Annotated in this window: 19 protein-coding genes; 8 read left to right on the forward strand and 11 right to left on the reverse strand. The window is 51.6% G+C overall.

The features are described 5' to 3' along the window. Positions 1 to 89: 89 nt before the first annotated feature. Entirely contained in the window at positions 90 to 2,000 is a 1,911-nt protein-coding gene (locus tag BGL48_RS12265) for a methyl-accepting chemotaxis protein (RefSeq protein WP_069362905.1), read from the reverse strand. A 502-nt stretch (positions 2,001 to 2,502) separates the two neighbouring features. After that, positions 2,503 to 2,736, reverse strand: coding sequence for a DUF3283 family protein (locus tag BGL48_RS12270; protein ID WP_069362906.1), 234 nt, complete (start codon positions 2,734 to 2,736; stop codon positions 2,503 to 2,505). Between the two features lie 149 nt (positions 2,737 to 2,885). Between BGL48_RS12270 and BGL48_RS12275 the strand changes: the two genes are divergently transcribed. Continuing rightward, a complete protein-coding gene (locus BGL48_RS12275; protein WP_069363147.1) occupies positions 2,886 to 3,263 on the forward strand; it encodes a hypothetical protein in 378 nt (125 codons plus the stop codon). Here BGL48_RS12275 and BGL48_RS16630 read toward each other — a convergent pair. The 4 genes from BGL48_RS16630 to pdsR all read right to left on the reverse strand — a co-directional run bounded on the left by BGL48_RS16630 (position 3,231) and on the right by pdsR (position 7,227). Continuing rightward, positions 3,231 to 3,437 (reverse strand): DUF1289 domain-containing protein, encoded by a 207-nt coding sequence (locus BGL48_RS16630; RefSeq protein WP_077457855.1) that lies wholly within the window; start codon positions 3,435 to 3,437, stop codon positions 3,231 to 3,233. The genes BGL48_RS12275 and BGL48_RS16630 overlap by 33 nt on opposite strands. 90 nt (positions 3,438 to 3,527) lie before the next feature. Next, entirely contained in the window at positions 3,528 to 4,196 is a 669-nt protein-coding gene (locus BGL48_RS12280) for a glutathione S-transferase family protein (protein WP_069362907.1), read from the reverse strand. 110 nt (positions 4,197 to 4,306) lie between these two features. Then, positions 4,307 to 6,532, reverse strand: coding sequence for a proteobacterial dedicated sortase system histidine kinase (pdsS, locus tag BGL48_RS12285; RefSeq protein ID WP_069362908.1), 2,226 nt, complete (start codon positions 6,530 to 6,532; stop codon positions 4,307 to 4,309). After that, positions 6,529 to 7,227, reverse strand: a complete 699-nt coding sequence (pdsR, locus tag BGL48_RS12290) for a proteobacterial dedicated sortase system response regulator (protein ID WP_069362909.1) — start codon at positions 7,225 to 7,227, stop codon at positions 6,529 to 6,531. Before pdsR ends, pdsS begins: the two co-directional genes overlap by 4 nt. A 202-nt stretch (positions 7,228 to 7,429) precedes the next feature. Here pdsR and pdsO point away from each other — a divergent pair, with 202 nt between their 5' ends. Both pdsO and BGL48_RS12300 read left to right on the forward strand, forming a co-directional pair. Next, entirely contained in the window at positions 7,430 to 8,146 is a 717-nt protein-coding gene (gene pdsO / locus BGL48_RS12295) for a sortase-associated OmpA-like protein PdsO (RefSeq protein ID WP_069362910.1), read from the forward strand. 93 nt (positions 8,147 to 8,239) lie between these two features. Beyond that, on the forward strand, positions 8,240 to 8,668 hold the full coding sequence (locus BGL48_RS12300) for a GNAT family N-acetyltransferase (RefSeq protein ID WP_069362911.1): 429 nt from the start codon (positions 8,240 to 8,242) through the stop codon (positions 8,666 to 8,668). A 7-nt stretch (positions 8,669 to 8,675) separates the two neighbouring features. Here BGL48_RS12300 and BGL48_RS12305 read toward each other — a convergent pair whose 3' ends face one another. From BGL48_RS12305 to BGL48_RS12315, 3 genes are all read right to left on the reverse strand, one after another. Beyond that, positions 8,676 to 9,200 carry a methylated-DNA--[protein]-cysteine S-methyltransferase gene (locus BGL48_RS12305; protein ID WP_069362912.1) on the reverse strand — a complete coding sequence of 175 codons (525 nt, stop codon included), beginning with the start codon at positions 9,198 to 9,200 and terminating at the stop codon, positions 8,676 to 8,678. 40 nt (positions 9,201 to 9,240) lie between these two features. Further along, a complete protein-coding gene (locus BGL48_RS12310) occupies positions 9,241 to 9,672 on the reverse strand; it encodes a DUF3010 family protein (protein ID WP_069362913.1) in 432 nt (143 codons plus the stop codon). A gap of 75 nt (positions 9,673 to 9,747) precedes the next feature. Further along, entirely contained in the window at positions 9,748 to 10,899 is a 1,152-nt protein-coding gene (locus BGL48_RS12315) for an HD-GYP domain-containing protein (RefSeq protein WP_069362914.1), read from the reverse strand. A gap of 182 nt (positions 10,900 to 11,081) precedes the next feature. On the opposite strand from BGL48_RS12315, the gene BGL48_RS12320 reads away from it, so the two are divergent. Further along, complete coding sequence (locus tag BGL48_RS12320) at positions 11,082 to 11,621, forward strand: NUDIX hydrolase (protein ID WP_069362915.1); 540 nt, start codon at positions 11,082 to 11,084, stop codon at positions 11,619 to 11,621. A 17-nt stretch (positions 11,622 to 11,638) separates the two neighbouring features. Beyond that, positions 11,639 to 11,866 carry a DUF3820 family protein gene (locus BGL48_RS12325; protein WP_069362916.1) on the forward strand — a complete coding sequence of 76 codons (228 nt, stop codon included), beginning with the start codon at positions 11,639 to 11,641 and terminating at the stop codon, positions 11,864 to 11,866. On the opposite strand, the gene BGL48_RS12330 is transcribed toward BGL48_RS12325, so the two are convergent. Beyond that, positions 11,863 to 12,381, reverse strand: a complete 519-nt coding sequence (locus BGL48_RS12330) for a hypothetical protein (RefSeq protein ID WP_141698096.1) — start codon at positions 12,379 to 12,381, stop codon at positions 11,863 to 11,865. The genes BGL48_RS12325 and BGL48_RS12330 overlap by 4 nt on opposite strands. Before the next feature lie 208 nt (positions 12,382 to 12,589). Here BGL48_RS12330 and BGL48_RS12335 point away from each other — a divergent pair, with 208 nt between their 5' ends. Next, positions 12,590 to 14,287, forward strand: a complete 1,698-nt coding sequence (locus BGL48_RS12335; RefSeq protein WP_069362918.1) for an SgrR family transcriptional regulator — start codon at positions 12,590 to 12,592, stop codon at positions 14,285 to 14,287. Here BGL48_RS12335 and BGL48_RS12340 read toward each other — a convergent pair. Beyond that, a complete protein-coding gene (locus tag BGL48_RS12340) occupies positions 14,284 to 14,937 on the reverse strand; it encodes a hypothetical protein (RefSeq protein WP_069362919.1) in 654 nt (217 codons plus the stop codon). The genes BGL48_RS12335 and BGL48_RS12340 overlap by 4 nt on opposite strands. Before the next feature lie 409 nt (positions 14,938 to 15,346). Between BGL48_RS12340 and BGL48_RS12345 the strand changes: the two genes are divergently transcribed. Together BGL48_RS12345 and BGL48_RS12350 are read left to right on the forward strand one after the other, a co-directional pair. Further along, positions 15,347 to 15,778: a hypothetical protein gene (locus BGL48_RS12345; RefSeq protein WP_069362920.1), complete on the forward strand. Its 432-nt coding sequence runs from the start codon at positions 15,347 to 15,349 to the stop codon at positions 15,776 to 15,778. Between the two features lie 55 nt (positions 15,779 to 15,833). After that, positions 15,834 to 16,832 carry a L,D-transpeptidase family protein gene (locus BGL48_RS12350; protein ID WP_083238614.1) on the forward strand — a complete coding sequence of 333 codons (999 nt, stop codon included), beginning with the start codon at positions 15,834 to 15,836 and terminating at the stop codon, positions 16,830 to 16,832. Positions 16,833 to 16,884 lie beyond the last annotated feature (52 nt).

Genomic DNA, 16,884 nt, shown 5'->3' on the forward strand with positions numbered 1-16,884 from the left:
TGTCGTGCTGAGCCGAGTTTTGCTTGGTACGGGATATGGCGCCGCGGCCTTGCAACGCCAATCCCGCTGAGCTACAGGGCTTTGCTGACTTATTGCAATTTAAAGTTGTGAACCATGCGGTCTAACTCTTCGTTCGAGTGAGTCAGCGACTTGGTGGCCGCGGTGGTTTGATTGCCACTGTCTACCAGCTTATTCACCATATCCCGAATCGACAGCATGTTTTTGCTCAGCTCTTCGGCGACAGAGCTTTGTTGCTCGGTGGCCGTGGCGATTTGGGTGCTCACATCGTCGATTTCGGTGACAGATGAGCTCATGATGGTCAAGCTGTTGGACACTTCTGAGGTTTTGTCTGCCGTGGTCTGACACTGCTCTTTGGTTTTCTCCATGGCTTCGACCACACTCGAGGTGCCATCGAGTAACGCGGTAAGCATTTCGGAAATTTCCGTGGTGCTGCTTTGCGTGCGAGCGGCGAGGGCTCGCACTTCATCGGCAACCACCGCAAAACCTCGGCCTTGCTCGCCAGCGCGCGCCGCTTCAATGGCCGCGTTGAGCGCCAGCAAATTAGTTTGTTCGGAAATTTCGCCAATTACCGTCAGCACGTCACTAATCCGGTTCGCATCTTTGTTCATGCTGGTGATTCGGCCAGACATTTCTTCTACTTCATCAACCAGTGCACTGACCGTGACGACAGCGTTATCAACCACTTTGAGTGACTGGTTGGCCTCTTTACTGGCTGAGGCGGTGATGCTGTTTGACTGAGAAACGTTTTCTGCAATGTTTCGCGCGCTCTCACTCATTTGAGTGATAGCGGTGACCACTTGCTCGGTTTCAGAGGAGTGCGCGTCGAGCACAGATTCGTTTTCGCTGGTCGTTTGGGAAAGCTGACTGATATTGGCGGAGATCGCCTGACTCGACTCGGCGACGCTCAATATCATGCCTTGTAAGTTCTCGACAAAGCGGTTGAAGCCGTCACTGATTTGCGCCAAATCATCATTGCCGTTCACGTCAAGGCGAGCGGTGAGATCCCCTTCGCCGCGCGACAGATCCAATACTGCTTCTTTGAGTTTGAGTAAGGGGCGATACGAAAACTGAATAATCGCATAAATGGCACCCAGACTGGCGATAAGGAGGACAACACCGGTGCCAATCGATTCGAATTGGGCATCGCGAACTCCCGCCAGGGCGGTTTCTTGGTCAACAAAAACCATCAGGGTCCAATACCTGTTTTCGGTTAGGTTGACTCGCTGGAAATAGCCATCAAATTGAATGCCTAAATAGGGGAACGTGAGGTGACCTTGCTCGCTACTGCGGAACATGCTCTCCATTTGTGAAAAGTTAGGACTAATTTGAGAGGGGGTTTTACCGATATCATTGGGGTCATCACTGGCAAAAAACACCGCGTTTTGATCCGTCAATGTCGCGGCCCCACCGGCAAAGCGCATCTCACTGACTTGCGTGATGACATCTTCTAACGGAATATCACCAAGCAGCGCGCCGACAAACTGGCCGTTTTCAAACACTGGTGCCACGGCGCTGATCACTTTTCCACCGGTGACCTTGTCCGTGTAAATGTCAGTCAAGTGAATGGACTGATCGGATTTAACCGTGCGGTACCAGTCTCGGTCTCGGAAGTTATATTCATTGGTGGTCACACCATTACCATTGTGATTAGACATGTACGACGCACCGTTTTCGTAGGTCATGATCACATTGGCAATACCGGCGGTGTCCGCGAGCATACGGACTTGTGCGACATTCTCAGGCTCGGTCAAATTTCTCGAGAAGTGCCCGGCACCTTGCTCTACCGCAGTGAGCTGAGACTGCACCAGCTGCTCTAACGCGGTAACATGATGGTCAAGTTTATTTTGAGTTTGGGTGACCAAGGCACTGACCATTTTGTCACGTAATGACATCGCATTGATCGAACCGAGAACCACCAGAGAGAGCGTGACGAGCAGCCCTACCCCAAAAATGATACGAGATTTAAACCCTAAGGTCATGACAATTACCCCTTACTGAGCACGTGTTTGCCTGTCTAAAAAGTAAGGGTGCTTCCTGTGCTTGGTGTGCGTGTATTGTCCGCTTTTTTATGCGGTTTTTTGTTGCCCAACAAGGAGTCACCCAGCCAACGTTTATTTGAAATTAGTGCTTATATTGCCTTTATGCCAAATAAAAAAAGAAATTTTTGATAAGAATAACAATAGAGGGAGGGGGCGGTTTTTGCTAGTTGATAGATGAAAAGTGTATAACAATTTGGTGCTGTTTTGATGAAGGAATTATTAGGCAATAAAGACAAAGATTCGGGTTTTAAACGCCGTGTAAGAGGCTTACTGATATAAGCGCTTTATTTTCAGCACCTATCAGCAGCGAGTAAGGTAAAACCAAACAGTGGTGAGGGGTTGAGACGTATGAAAGCTTGGCGTAATGATGTCGGCGATAAAAACCGTGTGGCGTACGCTGACTGACAGGTTCCAGCACCGATGCGAAGGTGCTGGTAAAACCTTATTCGGAGGAAGCGGTCTCAGGGATGATAAAGGCGTCAGGTTGTGCACGGTATTTTTCTACACTGGCGAGATACACCTCGCGCTGCCAATCGACTAAGGCGCTGGCCCCCTGCTGGTAAAGGGTTTGTGGCGCTTGGTTATTCACTACCTTCCATACGGCGTAGGCAGCTTGTTTATCGAGTTCAATTTTTTGTTTCTCGTCGGCAGGTAGATTCGCCAAGTTGACGTCCATAGCACATCTCTTATCTGATCAGGGCTTTTGGATCCTAACCGAGCTGCACGATTCCAGCAAGATTTACTCGCCGTTTACCCCGTGCTGACATTGTGGCGTACTGGGTTGCTAGGCTAGTGGCTTTAAAACGATAGCCAGTGGACACCGTGATGACGTTTAATGATCAAGACAGACAGGCTTTGTACGAAACATGGATGTCTTATAAAGCGAAAGCTCGGATTACCCAGATAGAAATGGCAAAAAAGCTTGAGATCAGCCACCTTAGCTTTTCGCGGTGCATTCACGGCGATGCCGTCCTTGACAGCCGGTTTGTGTTTGCGTTTTGCCAGGTGATGGGCGTTGAACCGAACAAGATTCTCCCCAGCTTGCGCGACCGCGAACAGGTCGAGCAAGACGTGCTCGTGACCAGTAAAGTGATCGTCGATGGGGCGATTGAAGCCGTGCATTATGAGGGCAGCACGGTGATTATCGAGTATCGCAAACCGCTTGCCCCTTCAGCCAGTACGGCGCTTGAACGGGTTTCGTGAGCGGCGAGGCGGGTCAGTAGGGCAAGGGTCTGGTCGATTTTCCAGCTCTAACATAATGGTTTCGCGCTCAGTGTCCGTCATTTTTCCCCAGCGAACAATTTCGTCAAGCGTGCGCTTGCAACCGAGGCAAATGTCTTCTTCACGCCGACAGTGACCAATGCAAGGTGTTAACACGCGACCTCCTCAAAACGACCAAACTAGCAGACAGACAGCTGATAGGCTGTCTGTCTGACTCGAACATGACGCGTTAGTATAGCGAGTTTGCTATCGCGTCACCATGCCACGTACCTGCTCGGCCCGTTCATCGTCCGTTGCCTCATCAGGCGCGGGAGTCAGTAATGCTTTTTGACAAGCAGGACGCGCGGCGAGTTTGTCTAGCCACGCTTGTAGCGCGTCTAATCCGCTAACATCGACACCGCTCCATTCATGGATCCTCGCCCATGGCCACGTGGCCATATCAGCGATGGTATAGCTATCTCCTGCCAAGTAAGGGTGCTGTTGCAGTTGCTTATCGACCACTTCAAGGAGGCGGCGGCCTTCTTTTTGATAGCGTTCAATCGCGGCGGGGATCGTCTCTGGGAAATAGCGATAGAAGACATTGGCTTGCCCCATCATTGGCCCCACGCCTCCCATTTGGAACATCAGCCACTGAATCGTCTGTGAGCGCGCCTTGGGATCGCTGGGTAAGAACTGTCCCGTTTTTTCGGCGAGATAAAGTAAAATTGCCCCTGACTCAAAGACAGGAAAGTCGCCATTGGCTCTATCGACAATCGCGGGAATACGACCGTTGGGGTTGATGGCTAAAAAATCGGGCTGTTTTTGCTCATTGGCCATGAGATCAACGCTGTGGAGTTGATAATCCAGCTCCATTTCTTCTAACGCAATCGCCACTTTTTGTCCGTTAGGTGTCGCGGCAGAATAAAATTCAATCATATTGGCTCCTTGCTCGGGGTTGTCACGCGATGAGTGATCCCGTAAAAACCGGTCCCTTATCAATATAGGGCATTGTTAATCAGTATTGGGGCCAATCTGTTTAAGATCAATCAGTGTGTGATTGACTGTGTATTGGGCCATATAAGTGACAGCGTCACGCCATCTCCGTGTGGCCGGTTGGCAGCGACAAGCTCGGCTTGGTGAAAGTCGGCGATTAACCGTGCGATATACAGTCCTAAGCCAAGGTGAGGCTTATCCGCGCTCTGACCATCAGGGCGGACACTGACCATAGAGTTAAAGAGTTGCTCGCGCATATGCTCGGGGAGCAATGGGCCGCGATTACTGACGGTCATCGCGATCTGATGCGCATTTTGTGACAGCGATAAGGCAATGGGGGCGGTGCCGTTATCAAACTCCACGGCATTGGCGATAAGCTTGTCGAGTAATTGCGCGAGATAATCAGGGACACCGCATACCTTTACGGTGTGGTGGGGCAGGCTTAAGGTAAAGGTCTTATCTGGGTAAGCGAATTGGTAGCCTTGGGTACAGCCTTCCAGCAGGGCATTGAGATCCACTGTCTCCTTGTCAGCGTTATCAAAGCTCTGCTCTAGGCGGGTGGCCTCGGTTAACGTCGATAAAATCCCCGCTAGGCGGTGAACCCCATCTTGCGCGCGATTAATGTAGGTTAAATGCTCTGGGTTTTCCTGGGTGTAGGCCATGTTCTCAAGCGAGGATCGCACCACGGCAATCGGCGTGCGTAGCTCGTGGGATAACCGCGAACTCATGGCTTCCAAGTAGTGATTATACCCGGCAATTCGGCTGACCATGTCGGCCATGGTGCGTGACAGCCGGCCAATCTCGTCATGGCTATGCGTGGTGGTTATGGCGCCGGTGACTCGGCCTTGGCTATCGATAGCGTGGTCGGCCTCGTGTTGGAGGCGGCGTAAGCGCTTGGCGATATGGGATCCAAATAACAGCAGCAACAGCACTCCGGTACAAATCACTGCCAGCATGACGGAAAACAGGGTTTCCAATGCTTCATTACGTAAACTGCGAATGCCGTTGGTGGTCTCTTCGACGATCACCGCACCGGCGACACGGTCGTCGAGCCAGATAGGATAGGCGGCCGATAAGATCATCGCTTGGTTATCGTCCGAGCTGCGCCAACCCGCATAAGGCCGTCCTTGCAACGCTTGCTGTGCCTGCACGCCTTGGTAAATAGAGGCTTGCTGCATGGCGTCGATGAAGTGATCGGGTGGCGTTACGAGCAAGCGGTCATACCAGGGGCGCAGTAGTGTGTCGGTTATCCAGGGGATCAACCCCTCTGGTTGGCCTGAAGGCGACTGAGGCTGCCAAACGCCATTGGAGGTTTGAATATCGCCATCTTTGGCGAGCACGCGACTGTGTTTGTCGACGACCCAAACCCGCGAGGCGTCGTTATTCATTCGCTCAATCAGAGACTGGATCGCGGCCGAGGGCATCATAAAGCTGCCCAGAGTGGTGGGAGAGCGCGTTGAAGCACTGCCGATGATGGCGTTAAGAGGCCGCTCGAAACCATTGCCGCGATCATAATAGGCAAGCGCCAGCTGCTGGCCAATCCAATTCGCAGGGAGTTTCACTTCAATGCTGTAACCTTTTTCTGTCGCTTGCCATTGTGCCGCGATGGGCAAGGGCTGAGCGGGGCCTTCCATCGTGGTCTCATCAGCCCGCTCAGGCAGCCCATTGGCGAGATGAGTGATATGGGCATTATCGCTGTTGCGGGCTTGGCTGAGCGCGACGCGATAAAACGCCCCTTGAGGGGATGTGAGCGCGATAATCAAGTGATCTTGGCTGGTTATATCCCCCTTTTTCTGAGCTGGGGTTGGCGTCGTATCGGTGACATTGAGACCGAAATAAACAGAATCGGTATTGCTGCCGGTGAGCACTGATAACGCCAATTGGTCACTGTGGTAGGGGACTTGGTTAAAAATCAGGCCATCACGCTGGTAAAGGCGTTGATGATGGCGATCTGGGTGCCAGTCGCTCAAGTCGCCATCCAACCTGATGGGGTGGTTAAGACGAAAAGCGTGGAGATCCTTTCCTGGTTCCAGCTTTGAGGGCGTTTGCCGATAAGCAAAGAGCGCCGGTCGGTCATTCATCCCCATGGCAAAGGCGCGTGCCGTCCCCATCAAGGTTTGCTCTTGCCCTTGTCGTAGTACGGTTTCCATCTCCCACACATATTGGTACCCCAGATAGGGCAACAGCAGCAAAAAGCTCGATAGCACCACTATTTTGGTACGGATCCCAGCCAGGTGTTGCCATACGCGACGCGCAAGCGGGTGTAACTTCGCGATCATTCGGGGGCCTCATCCCAACGGTAGCCCATGCCATAAACGGTACTGATGCAATCAAACTGCTTATCAACCACCATGAATTTCTTACGAATTCGTTTAATGTGTGAGGTGATAGTGCTGTCATCTACCACAGCATGTGCTTCATCCATGAGCGCTTGACGGCTTTTAACATGCCCGGGTCGTTTGACGAGGGCGTGTACCATCCAAAATTCGGTCACGGTGAGATCAATCAGTTGGTCATGCCAATAGACCCGCATCCGGTCCAGGTCGAGGTCAAGAGGGCCACATTGGAGACGCTTATCCGCTTTAGACGGGCTTTGTGCCAATAAGTCTGAGCGACGGAACAAGGCGGCAATACGTGCCATTAAATGCGGCAAAGACACATCCTTGGTGAGGTAATCATCCGCGCCCATCCGCAACCCAACCACGGTATCAATATCACTGTCGCGCGCGGTGAGGAATATAATCGGCACCGTCGCCGACAAGGCGCGGAGGGATTGGCAAAGGGCAAACCCCCCATCGATTTCATTGCCTAAGCCTATATCAATGATCGCTAGGTCGGGCAATTGCCGCTCAAAGGCCGCCTGCGCGCTGGGCCGGTCTTGGTAGGTATGGACTTGGTAACCTTGGCGGCGAATAACATCGGCGTAGTTTTCTCGGATCGCCGCGTCATCTTCCACTATCGCGATGTGTTTCATAACTCTGTCTTCGTATCTTGCGTTGTGATGACTATACCCAAACTGTGTGCAGAGAAAACCCTCTTCGCGCATGAAACGTCAATTGCCATTTTTTTGCCACTATTGATCGCCAGATTGCCATTTTTACTCCCGCAAAATGCCTTAAGTGCTTGCTGTAATAACGCCATATCAAACAGCACGATTCACCGTAAGCGAGGATAAAATGGATATTAAAAAACAACTGACGCACTCTGTATTTGCCGTTTCAATGTTCGCGGTCGCCACGCCACAAGGGATGGCCGCCAGTGAGGTTGAACGCAATAAACAGCCTGAGTTGATCGGGATGGGAAGCGGTGCCATCGCGGGGGCGGTGGTGGCAGGCCCTGTCGGCGCGGTTGCAGGGGCCATTATTGGCACCGTGATGGGACAAAATGCCAGCTATGAAGATTTGGCCCACGAGCAGGGTGAGACGATTCAAACGATCCGAGACGAGAATCAATCACTGAGTCGGATTAGCCAAAAATACAATGAAGCGCAGCTTGAACTCGCGCGTTTGCGCAGTGCGCAGCATCAGGTGGACGATCTTGCCTTGGCGATGAATATTCAGTTTCGCACCAGCTCAGCGGATATCGAGCCGCACTTTATGATCCAGCTCGACGAGCTAGCCGGGTTTATTCAACAAATGCCAAATGCGCAATGGCAACTCGCAGGCTATGCCGATCCAAGAGGGCGTCAAGGCTATAACCAAGCACTGTCGGAACGCCGCGTGCAGGCAGTCAAAGATTATCTCGTCTCGGTAGGTGTGGATCCGCATCAGCTCAACACGGTGGCATATGGGGACAGTCAGCCACTGGATAATCACGCGGGAAATGAGGGCTTTTTCTTTGACCGCCGTGTGACGGTAAGCCGTATGGCGGATACGCCAACCGCTCAGCGTTAGTCACCCATCTCCGCGCTTTTTACAACATAACGCCTCATCGGTAGATTGAGCCAGCAGTCTGCGGGTGGGGTAACCCAAACAAGGAAGACGATAATGATAAGACAAGCCATTGATAAAGACATCGATGCCATTAGCCAACTCTGCGCACTTTGCCAGTCAGATAACGTAGACAAGCGTCAGATGCATCGCCATATCAAGCACTTACTTAATCAAGACTTGGTGTCAGTCAGCGTGGCCGAGCTTTGCGGCTTGGTGGCGGGTGTGGTGGTCTGTCAGGTGATCCCACAATTAGGTTTATCAGGCCACATGGGGCGCATTAGCACCATTATTGTTGACGAACCATTCCGTGATATGACGTTGGGGCGTCAACTGCTCGTCGCTGCCGAGCAGGCGCTGATAGCAAGAGGGTGTGATCACATTGAAGTGGTTCCAAGTTACCACAAGGAAGATGCGCAGAGTTTTTATATGCATTGTGGTTTTCAGCTGACCCCAGAACGGTTGATTAAACCGCTGGCCGCGTGAGCAGATGCTAAGGCAGGGCGGGATCTGTGCTGCTCAGTTCGCTCGAAACAGCGTCGGGCCACTTGCCTGTTGCTTCCCAAGTCAGCAATGCGCGTTTGGCGGTTAATCCCCCTCCATAGCCGACCAACTGTCCTTGGCGGCCAATAATCCGATGACAAGGGATAATAATAGAAATCGGATTTTTGCCATTGGCACTGCCTACAGCTTGGTTGGCTTTTGGGTTGCCGATCAGATGCGAGATCGCTTGGTAACTGGCCGTTTCACCAAAAGAGATCGATTGCAGTGCCTGCCATACGCGCTGCTGAAAGGCTGTCCCCTGAGGGGCAAGTGGCACCGAGAATAACTGTCGCGTGCCCGCAAAGTACTCATCAAGTTGTTGGCAGGCCAGCTCGAGAATAGCGGTGCTTTCCGGCGAACTGAGGTGATCAGTATGATTCGGTGCGCGGTTAGGGAGGTACAGAGCGGTTAATCCCTGGTTATTGGCTAGCAATGTTAATGGCCCCAGAGGGGAAGAGTAGGTTCTCTTGCTCATGGTACCTCCGTGTTTGGCACGTTATTTCTTGTCTTGATTACTATTTTTTGTCTTTATTACAATAGGCGCAAGCGGTAAGAAAGGCATTTTCCTGAAATTGCTTTAAGCCTAGCTCTTTTAAGTTTACATCGATGGGATGACGTTTTAGCGTTTGTTTCATCACATTGGAGGAGAAGACTTCGGCGTCAACGCCTTCGATCAGTTGCAAAACAGCTTCCATTTTAAAGCCCGCACTACTACCTGCAAATTTGCCTTTGGTCTGGCGCTCACGGATAACGATTTTATCCACTTGATAGTCTTCGATGAGCTTGCTCATGGTGCGATGGAAATGTTGAATACTCTCTTGGGCTTCTGGCGAGGGCAGCGTAATTTTCTTGGCTCGACACTCAGGCACCGAAAACAAATGATTGTCACTATCTAGCAAGACCAGGTTCGCTTCATTCGCTTTTAAATCAACCGCGCAAACTCTCATTTTTCTCTCTCTATCTTAAAGGCATTGTCACTGAGGGAGGGCAGTATACGCAAAAGCCTTCGCCTCGTCACAGGATTAACGAAATGCATCGACATTGATATCAAGCGCTGTCTCGCTGGTGGCGCGGGCGATACGCAAATCATGGCGCTTATCGAGATCAATATACTCGACGTCGCGAAACCGCTGACTCCGAACTGAATAGAACAACTTGACCACAGGGCGGGTCAACTCGTCGAGGTTTTCTTGCCATACCAAGCCGACACGTCCATCCGCCAACTCAACGAGAGAGCCTACAGGGTAAAAGCCAATACACTGAATAAAGGCGCGTAATAAAGTAGGATCCAAATGAAACGGCGTGAGTCCCATCATGATCTTAAAGGCTTCAGAGGGCGACATCGCCCGCTTGTAACAGCGATCAGCCGTCAGTGCGTCATAAATATCAACAATCCCACTCATGCGGCCAATGGTATGTAACGCTTCCCCTTTAAGCCCATTTGGATAACCATTGCCATCCAATTTCTCGTGATGCATCAAGCTTACATCGCGAGCGATTTGTGAGAGGTCAGGGATACTATCCAGTACTGGCTGAGAAAAAACTTGGTGGAGTTTCATGTGGTCGAACTCTTCAGCGGTCAGTTTTCCCGGTTTATTGAGCACGTCATCGGCAACCAGCACTTTACCGATATCGTGCACTAATCCACCGACGGCAAGCTCTTGCAAAGTCGCGTGATCAAACCCCAGATGCCTGCCAAAACTCACCAACAAAAAGGCCACATTGAGCGAGTGCTCCATCAGGTAAGCACTCTTGTCGCGAATACCGCTGATCCAGGCAACCGCGTGCTGACGTTCAAAAATATTATCAACAATGTCACTGCCCAATGCCTCAAGGGGCGCGACATCAATGGGTTTATTGGCATAAATGTCATTTAGCAAGCGACTCAGCTGTTGCTTGGACGAATCGATGAGTGCGCGTGCTTTGTCGATATCTGCACCGGTTGAGGCGTATTTCCCTTGGTAGACGGCACCATTGTACTGGATTTCATTGATATCTAGGATCTGATCAGCATCTACCCAAACATAGCTCACGCCGCTTTGTTTCAGTTTTTGGATGGTCTCGGGACGGCGAACATAGCCAGGCTTAGCCATGCGTGTGCGGGCATGTTCAGTTTCTATTCGCTCAACATACATACCAAGGGTTAGCTGTTGTATGTCAATTTTTTGCAACATCCTAGACTGCCCTTCCTACATCATCATCCCGGTCCGCACACCAAAATCAGTATTACTTAAATCGCTCGCCAAGGATATTTAAATGCGGCGAAAATTAAGTTTTTGTGCGCGCAAGATCATCCGCTCTGTTATGCGCTATGTGTGGTATCCTTGTGCGCCTTTTTTTAATGACGCGAGTAACTATGCAAATCATAGCCAAACATACGGATGAGCGGGTGCTACCGCTGGAAGACAAAGCCATTATCAAGCGAAATGCTGCGCGAGCCATCGCGTTAGATGGTGATGAGATTTTGCTGATGTATACCGCACGCTATGATGATTACTCACTGCCAGGTGGCGGTATGGATGAGGGCGAAACGCCAGAGCAAGCCATGATCCGTGAGTTAGAAGAAGAGACAGGCGCGCAACAGATTCGAGATATTCGCCCGTTTGGCTGTTTTGAAGAATACCGCCCTTGGTATCGTGATGGTGCGGATGTGATGCATATGCTGTCGTATTGTTTTTACTGCCGCGTTGATCGTGATCTCGGCACACCGACCTTTGAGCACTATGAAATCAATAACGGTATGCGGCCCGTGTGGGTGAGCATTGACCATGCAATTGCGCATAACAAAGCAGTGATGGCGAACAGCGAGAAAGCTGGCCAGTCGTTGGTGCGAGAAACCATGTTGCTTGAAATGATTGCTCAGCAGCGTGAGAACACCCAACAAGCCACGGCGTAATCGACAAGGTATGCTTCATGGACAAAGCGCAACTGATTAAACTGGCCAACATGCCCATGCCGTTTGGCAAGTACGCAGGCCGTGTATTGATTGATCTGCCTGAAGAATACTTACTGTGGTTTCAAAACAAAGCCGAGTTTCCGAAAGGCGAGTTAGGAGAGCTGATGAAGCTGTGCCTGGCCCTCAAAGTGGAAGGGCTTGAGGAAGTGGTTCACCCTCTCAAGAATTTTCGTCCCGCCCACTAGCGGTCGATGACCCACAGCCTGTCGTCGCCGTTGATCTTCTGACTGAGTGCATAAAGAAGTTGTGCGCGGGCGTCGTCGCTGGGGGCAATCAGATCATAAATACCACTGACCGTTTGACCGTCTAACACTGTATCGACTCGCATGGCGGCGGCACAGGTTTCCCCGTTTTGAGTGCCGATGCATAGCGTTACCGTGGCGTCGTCAATTTCAACGCCATCTTCAAGCGCAAGCTGAGCAAAGTAGGCGAGCATAGTGGCGCGATCTGATTCTGGCCACTGTTGAGCCTGAAGCTTGGCGTATTGAATCATCAGTGGGTGGTTGTTGACCCAATATAGCGTTAGCGGTTGCTTGTCCGGTACGCTGGGTGGCTCGAAAGGTTGAGGAGGCTGAGCGGCGGCGTGATAGATATCAAAGCCCGTTAGGCTTTCTTTGGTTGGGAATTGCGCTTTTTTTACGTGGCATGCCATCCAGCGTTGTTTAACATCAAAATGGGAAATAATTTCAGACGCGTCCATAAACACCACATGCGATAACAACAATCAACAGGCATCATAACGGAGTGAGCAGAAATAACAATCGCTGCGCGATAGCACGCGACAATAAAGCCTGCCAGAGATCACAGCCCCGATCTGATTGCGTCCAAACTGGGCAGACGGAGCGGCCGTTGTCGCGTAAAATAGGAAGTATCGACAATGACTGATACTGCATTTAGGTTCCCCTTTTATGTCTGGACAGCGGCTACGTGCACAGTTCTCCCGCCTTTATCATCATTTCAATGGTGAAAGCACTGATACAACCTTGCAAGCTGTGGCGGATATTTTGGTCTGTACGCGGCGTAATGCGCGAATGGTGCTCAGCAAGCTAGAAGAGCAAGGGTGGCTGACCTGGCAGCCTTCCGTAGGGCGAGGGAAGCTCTCTCGTTTAGCGTTTTTGCGAAGTGAAATGGCACTGCGAGAAGAGCAGGCAGCACATTGGTTGGCGCAGGGCAAAATGGATCAAGCCTTGGCGTGCCTTGATCATGACTCGACCAAGCTCGCCGCCTTAATTCAAAAACAAATGGGGCCGAGTACGCAAAACGGGCGGCAAATTGTTCGCCTGCCCTATTACCGTCAACTCGAGACGCTGGATCCACGCGAACCTTTGCGTCGTTCAGAGCAGCACTTGGTCGGGCAAATTTTTAATGGCTTGGTGCGTTATCGTGGTAGTGAACGTATCGTAACGCCGGACTTAGCCCACCATTGGGAGGCGTTGTCGCCGACTCATTGGCGGTTTTACTTGCGTCCTGGTGTCCGCTTCCATGATGGTCAGCTAATGCGCGAGAACGATGTGATAGCGAGCCTATCTGCGCTTTCTACGCGGCGTTTTTTTGCTCATCTTTCGCGCGTTGACTCGCCGGGTCCGCGGATGATCGATGTGCACCTTTCGTCCCCCGACCCAAGGTTTGATCATGCGCTTACCTTGCCAGAGGCAGTCATTCGTCCTGCCGATCACCACCAAGCTCAATCCAGTAGTTATCAACCGATTGGGACGGGCCCTTATCGCGTGGCAGAGAAACAGCCACACCGCTTAGTTCTCGAGGCATTTGATGATTATTTTGGTTATCGTGCCCTGACCGATGAGATCCAGATTATGGTGTTTGATGAGGCGGCAATGTGCTATCTCACTCCCAGTACCTCACTGACGCCGGAGCGATTAGCCAGCCATCAAACGACCTTGAGTCAAAAGTTAGAAATGGATCAGGGGGCCGGTTATTTATTGTTGAATTGTCGCGATGGATTAGCAAAGCAACCCGCATGGCGTGAATACCTACATGCCAAGCTCTCATCGCTGCAACTACTTCCACGCTTGGCGCATTGTGGCATGGGTGAATACCGATTGTTCAATGCGTATGGACTGATGCCAGGTTGGATGCATCATGGCCTTTCGTCCATGTCACCGGTCGTGCCGTCGCCAACGTCATTGACCGTGGCGTATTTATCTGATCATCCTCTCTACCCGCTTATCGCCAAGGCAATACACGCGCACTTACTTGAGGATGGTATTCAAGTGAAAACCCTGGCATTGTCACCCACCGACTATTTTAGTGGTCAACATGGCCGCAAAATCGATATCTGGTTAGGGGCGATGAGCTTTGGAGAACGCGGACAGGCAGGGTTATTCAACTGGCTGGGGACGCATGATCTGGTATTGAGTGCCTGCACGGATCCCATGCTCAAAACCATTGAAAGTCACACGCAGCGTTGGCGAGACACGCAAGATGATAGCTGTGCTGAGCACTTAGCCCGTTGTCTGGTTGAGCATCAAATGGTGCCGTTGTTTCATATTTGGATGGGTGTCATGGCAACGCCAGATCTCCAAGATGTGGCATCGAATGCAGTGGGTTGGTTTGATTTTAAATCCGTGTGGCACAAACCGCATTAAAGACTGTTATTGTCCTCTTCAACACCGAGCGGAAACGTGGCGGTGAGTAAAAGGTATTTGTGCAACGGTAAGCCATCTTTTTTGCGAAACAAAGGGTGAAAGATACGATATCGCCCCTCAGTTAACCCTAAGGGTGCGATGGTTTCAGCAAGGCTCGATGTCGCGCTGGTCAGGCGTATTCCTTGCGCGCGATAGGCGTCTGCGTGAATAGGCTGGTGTCCCAACCACCATGAAGGAACGGCCTTACTGGCGTTGGTGCGATCAATCCAGTGATCACTGACCACAATCACGCGTCCAGGCTCAGCCGGGTTGGTGATGCCATGATTCAGTAGCCAAGCAACGTCACGCACCAGGGCATCACGACAAGCGTTATTGCCGCTGAGTAGGCGATGGGCGAGTATGTATATCGCGCTGCCATCAAGTTGTAGTTGATAGACGGTTTGGCTATGTGGGCGGGTATCGTCGAGCAAATGAAACGTTGCGGGCTTGTCGTGTGCATCAAGCACTCGCATGAGTCGGCGTGCGAGTGCTTTGCCCATGTGGGGATCACGCATTCCCCGGTTGTGAACCGTCGGATAGTGATGCTCGCACAATTTGACACAATCTTGCTGAAACTGGCGCAGTGCCAGCGAGACCAGATCATCTAACAAAAACCCGTTACTCCTACCAAAAACGTCTTGAAAGCGGATGCTGCCTTGTCACGCATACTCGCAAAGGCGCACAGACTAAAGTATGCAGTATATCACTTAAATCGCCCAATAAATCAGGGAGAAACGCTACTTTGTGCGCACTTTCTCATCGCGGGGAGGAGCAGAACGGCGATCGGTACCATGTTGTGACCAATCAAGCGGCATGGTTTGTATGTTTTTGTCTACCCGTAATGGCAGATTATTGCCTCCTTCGGTGGGGACGGGGTGATGCGTTGACCCAGTCACCTTGACGATCACCGACTCATTGCCTTGTTTGGAGACACACCTGTGCCTGTTCAATTTGCTATTTCATTTTGGCACTAAAATTGCTTTTGTCTGTGTGCATGTCACAGTAATACAACGGAATACCATGAATTTAAACCTTTGGCTTCGTGCAGCAGTCTGGTTGACGGTTGCCTCATTTCCCGTTTCTTTATACGCGGCTGATGGCCTTGCCGCGGGGGTTTTCCTTGGTTCGCCGATGTCGGGCGTGACCTTGAAACAAAACCAATTTAAAATTCAAGCGGGCATCGACAAGGTGGGCGTTGCCGTCGATGGGACTTGGAATTTGGGTGAATGGCTTGGGCGGATGGAATATGCGCCTATGTATGTCTATGCGGGGGGTCAGTGGGTAGATGATTCAACGCACCAGTGGGGACCACGCGCAGGGCTCGGCGTCACGCTTCCGGTGGGTACGGGGGAGGATGTGGAACTGTTCGCCGAGGCGGGCACCACTTGGTATTGGGAGGAAAAAGGCGATATTGAGTTTGAAGGTGCCGCTGGGGCGCGGATTTATTTCTAGCCGACTCCCGTCTGTGATTAATAAAAAGGTTGCATCGCTGGGGTTAGCCTGTGCGATGCTTTGGGCGTTAGCGGTGCCAACAGCGTTTGCCACCCAGTATCCGTTACCCACCGACGGCAGTCGACTGGTTGGCTATCCAGAGGCGCACATCGTCAAAGAGGGCGAGCACTTAGAAGCCATTGCCAAACACTATGATGTGGGGTTTCTAGCGCTTTTAGCGCTCAACCCAGGAATGGATCCCTACTTGCCTGAGCCCGGCGCTTTGGTGCGCTTACCCAATCAGCTCTTGCTGCCCTCACCGCCTCACTCGGGGATCGTGATTAATCTTGCCGAGTTACGCCTTTACTATTTCCCTGAGCCAGCCGCTAGAGCAGGAGGGGAAACAACAGACGCTCAACGTGCTGTTCATGTATTTCCCATTGGGATTGGTAGAGTGGGGCGCGAAACCCCCACCATGAACACCTATATTAGCCAAAAGCGCGAACATCCGACGTGGACGCCACCTCAGAGTATTCGTGAGGAATATAAAAAACAACGCGGCATCATTTTGCCTGATGTGGTGCCGGCAGGGCCAAACAACCCCTTAGGTGAGCATGCGCTAAGGTTGGGCTTCGGTAACGGTGAGTATTTAATTCATGGCACGAATAAGTCGTTTGGTATTGGGCTGCGAGTCAGCGCGGGCTGTATCCGACTTCGTACTGACGATGTGGCATGGCTGTTTGAGCAAGTGGACGTTCATACTCCCGTGAGGGTGATTAATCAACCCGCGAAGCTAAGCGTTGAGCCTGATGGGCGCGTGATGGTAGAAGCCCATCGTCCTTTGTCAAAAAATGAAAAAGAGACCAAAGCGCGTTTGTCGATTGAGCCTGATCCTCAGGTATTAGCGATTTTGGAGCGATTGGAGCTGTCGACTCAGCGCTACCGCGCCGCTCTAACCGTGCAGGAAGGAACACCGATCGAAGTAGCAGCGTTGACCCCAGCACAGTTGAAAGCCTGGCAGCGTCTCGAGCGTGCGGACCTAGATGTTAAGCCAGTGAGGCGAACGGAGGAGTAAACGTCAGATAACAGCATGAAAACGGCGCATGGCGCTGCGCCGTTTTTGTTTA

The sequence above is a fragment of the Salinivibrio sp. SS3 genome (genome assembly GCF_001722105.1).
Lineage (GTDB): Bacteria > Pseudomonadota > Gammaproteobacteria > Enterobacterales > Vibrionaceae > Salinivibrio > Salinivibrio kushneri.

Excerpts from the sequence above, each read along its gene's own strand:
- BGL48_RS12265 (WP_069362905.1), bottom strand. The coding sequence starts at position 2,000 with ATGACCTTAGGGTTTAAATCTCGTATCATTTTTGGGGTAGGGCTGCTC.
- BGL48_RS12270 (WP_069362906.1), bottom strand. The coding sequence starts at position 2,736 with ATGGACGTCAACTTGGCGAATCTACCTGCCGACGAGAAACAAAAAATT.
- BGL48_RS12275 (WP_069363147.1), top strand. The coding sequence starts at position 2,886 with ATGACGTTTAATGATCAAGACAGACAGGCTTTGTACGAAACATGGATG.
- BGL48_RS12280 (WP_069362907.1), bottom strand. The coding sequence starts at position 4,196 with ATGATTGAATTTTATTCTGCCGCGACACCTAACGGACAAAAAGTGGCG.
- pdsS (WP_069362908.1), bottom strand. The coding sequence starts at position 6,532 with ATGATCGCGAAGTTACACCCGCTTGCGCGTCGCGTATGGCAACACCTG.
- pdsR (WP_069362909.1), bottom strand. The coding sequence starts at position 7,227 with ATGAAACACATCGCGATAGTGGAAGATGACGCGGCGATCCGAGAAAAC.
- pdsO (WP_069362910.1), top strand. The coding sequence starts at position 7,430 with ATGGATATTAAAAAACAACTGACGCACTCTGTATTTGCCGTTTCAATG.
- BGL48_RS12300 (WP_069362911.1), top strand. The coding sequence starts at position 8,240 with ATGATAAGACAAGCCATTGATAAAGACATCGATGCCATTAGCCAACTC.
- BGL48_RS12305 (WP_069362912.1), bottom strand. The coding sequence starts at position 9,200 with ATGAGCAAGAGAACCTACTCTTCCCCTCTGGGGCCATTAACATTGCTA.
- BGL48_RS12310 (WP_069362913.1), bottom strand. The coding sequence starts at position 9,672 with ATGAGAGTTTGCGCGGTTGATTTAAAAGCGAATGAAGCGAACCTGGTC.
- BGL48_RS12315 (WP_069362914.1), bottom strand. The coding sequence starts at position 10,899 with ATGTTGCAAAAAATTGACATACAACAGCTAACCCTTGGTATGTATGTT.
- BGL48_RS12320 (WP_069362915.1), top strand. The coding sequence starts at position 11,082 with ATGCAAATCATAGCCAAACATACGGATGAGCGGGTGCTACCGCTGGAA.
- BGL48_RS12325 (WP_069362916.1), top strand. The coding sequence starts at position 11,639 with ATGGACAAAGCGCAACTGATTAAACTGGCCAACATGCCCATGCCGTTT.
- BGL48_RS12330 (WP_141698096.1), bottom strand. The coding sequence starts at position 12,381 with ATGGACGCGTCTGAAATTATTTCCCATTTTGATGTTAAACAACGCTGG.
- BGL48_RS12335 (WP_069362918.1), top strand. The coding sequence starts at position 12,590 with ATGTCTGGACAGCGGCTACGTGCACAGTTCTCCCGCCTTTATCATCAT.
- BGL48_RS12345 (WP_069362920.1), top strand. The coding sequence starts at position 15,347 with ATGAATTTAAACCTTTGGCTTCGTGCAGCAGTCTGGTTGACGGTTGCC.
- BGL48_RS12350 (WP_083238614.1), top strand. The coding sequence starts at position 15,834 with ATGCTTTGGGCGTTAGCGGTGCCAACAGCGTTTGCCACCCAGTATCCG.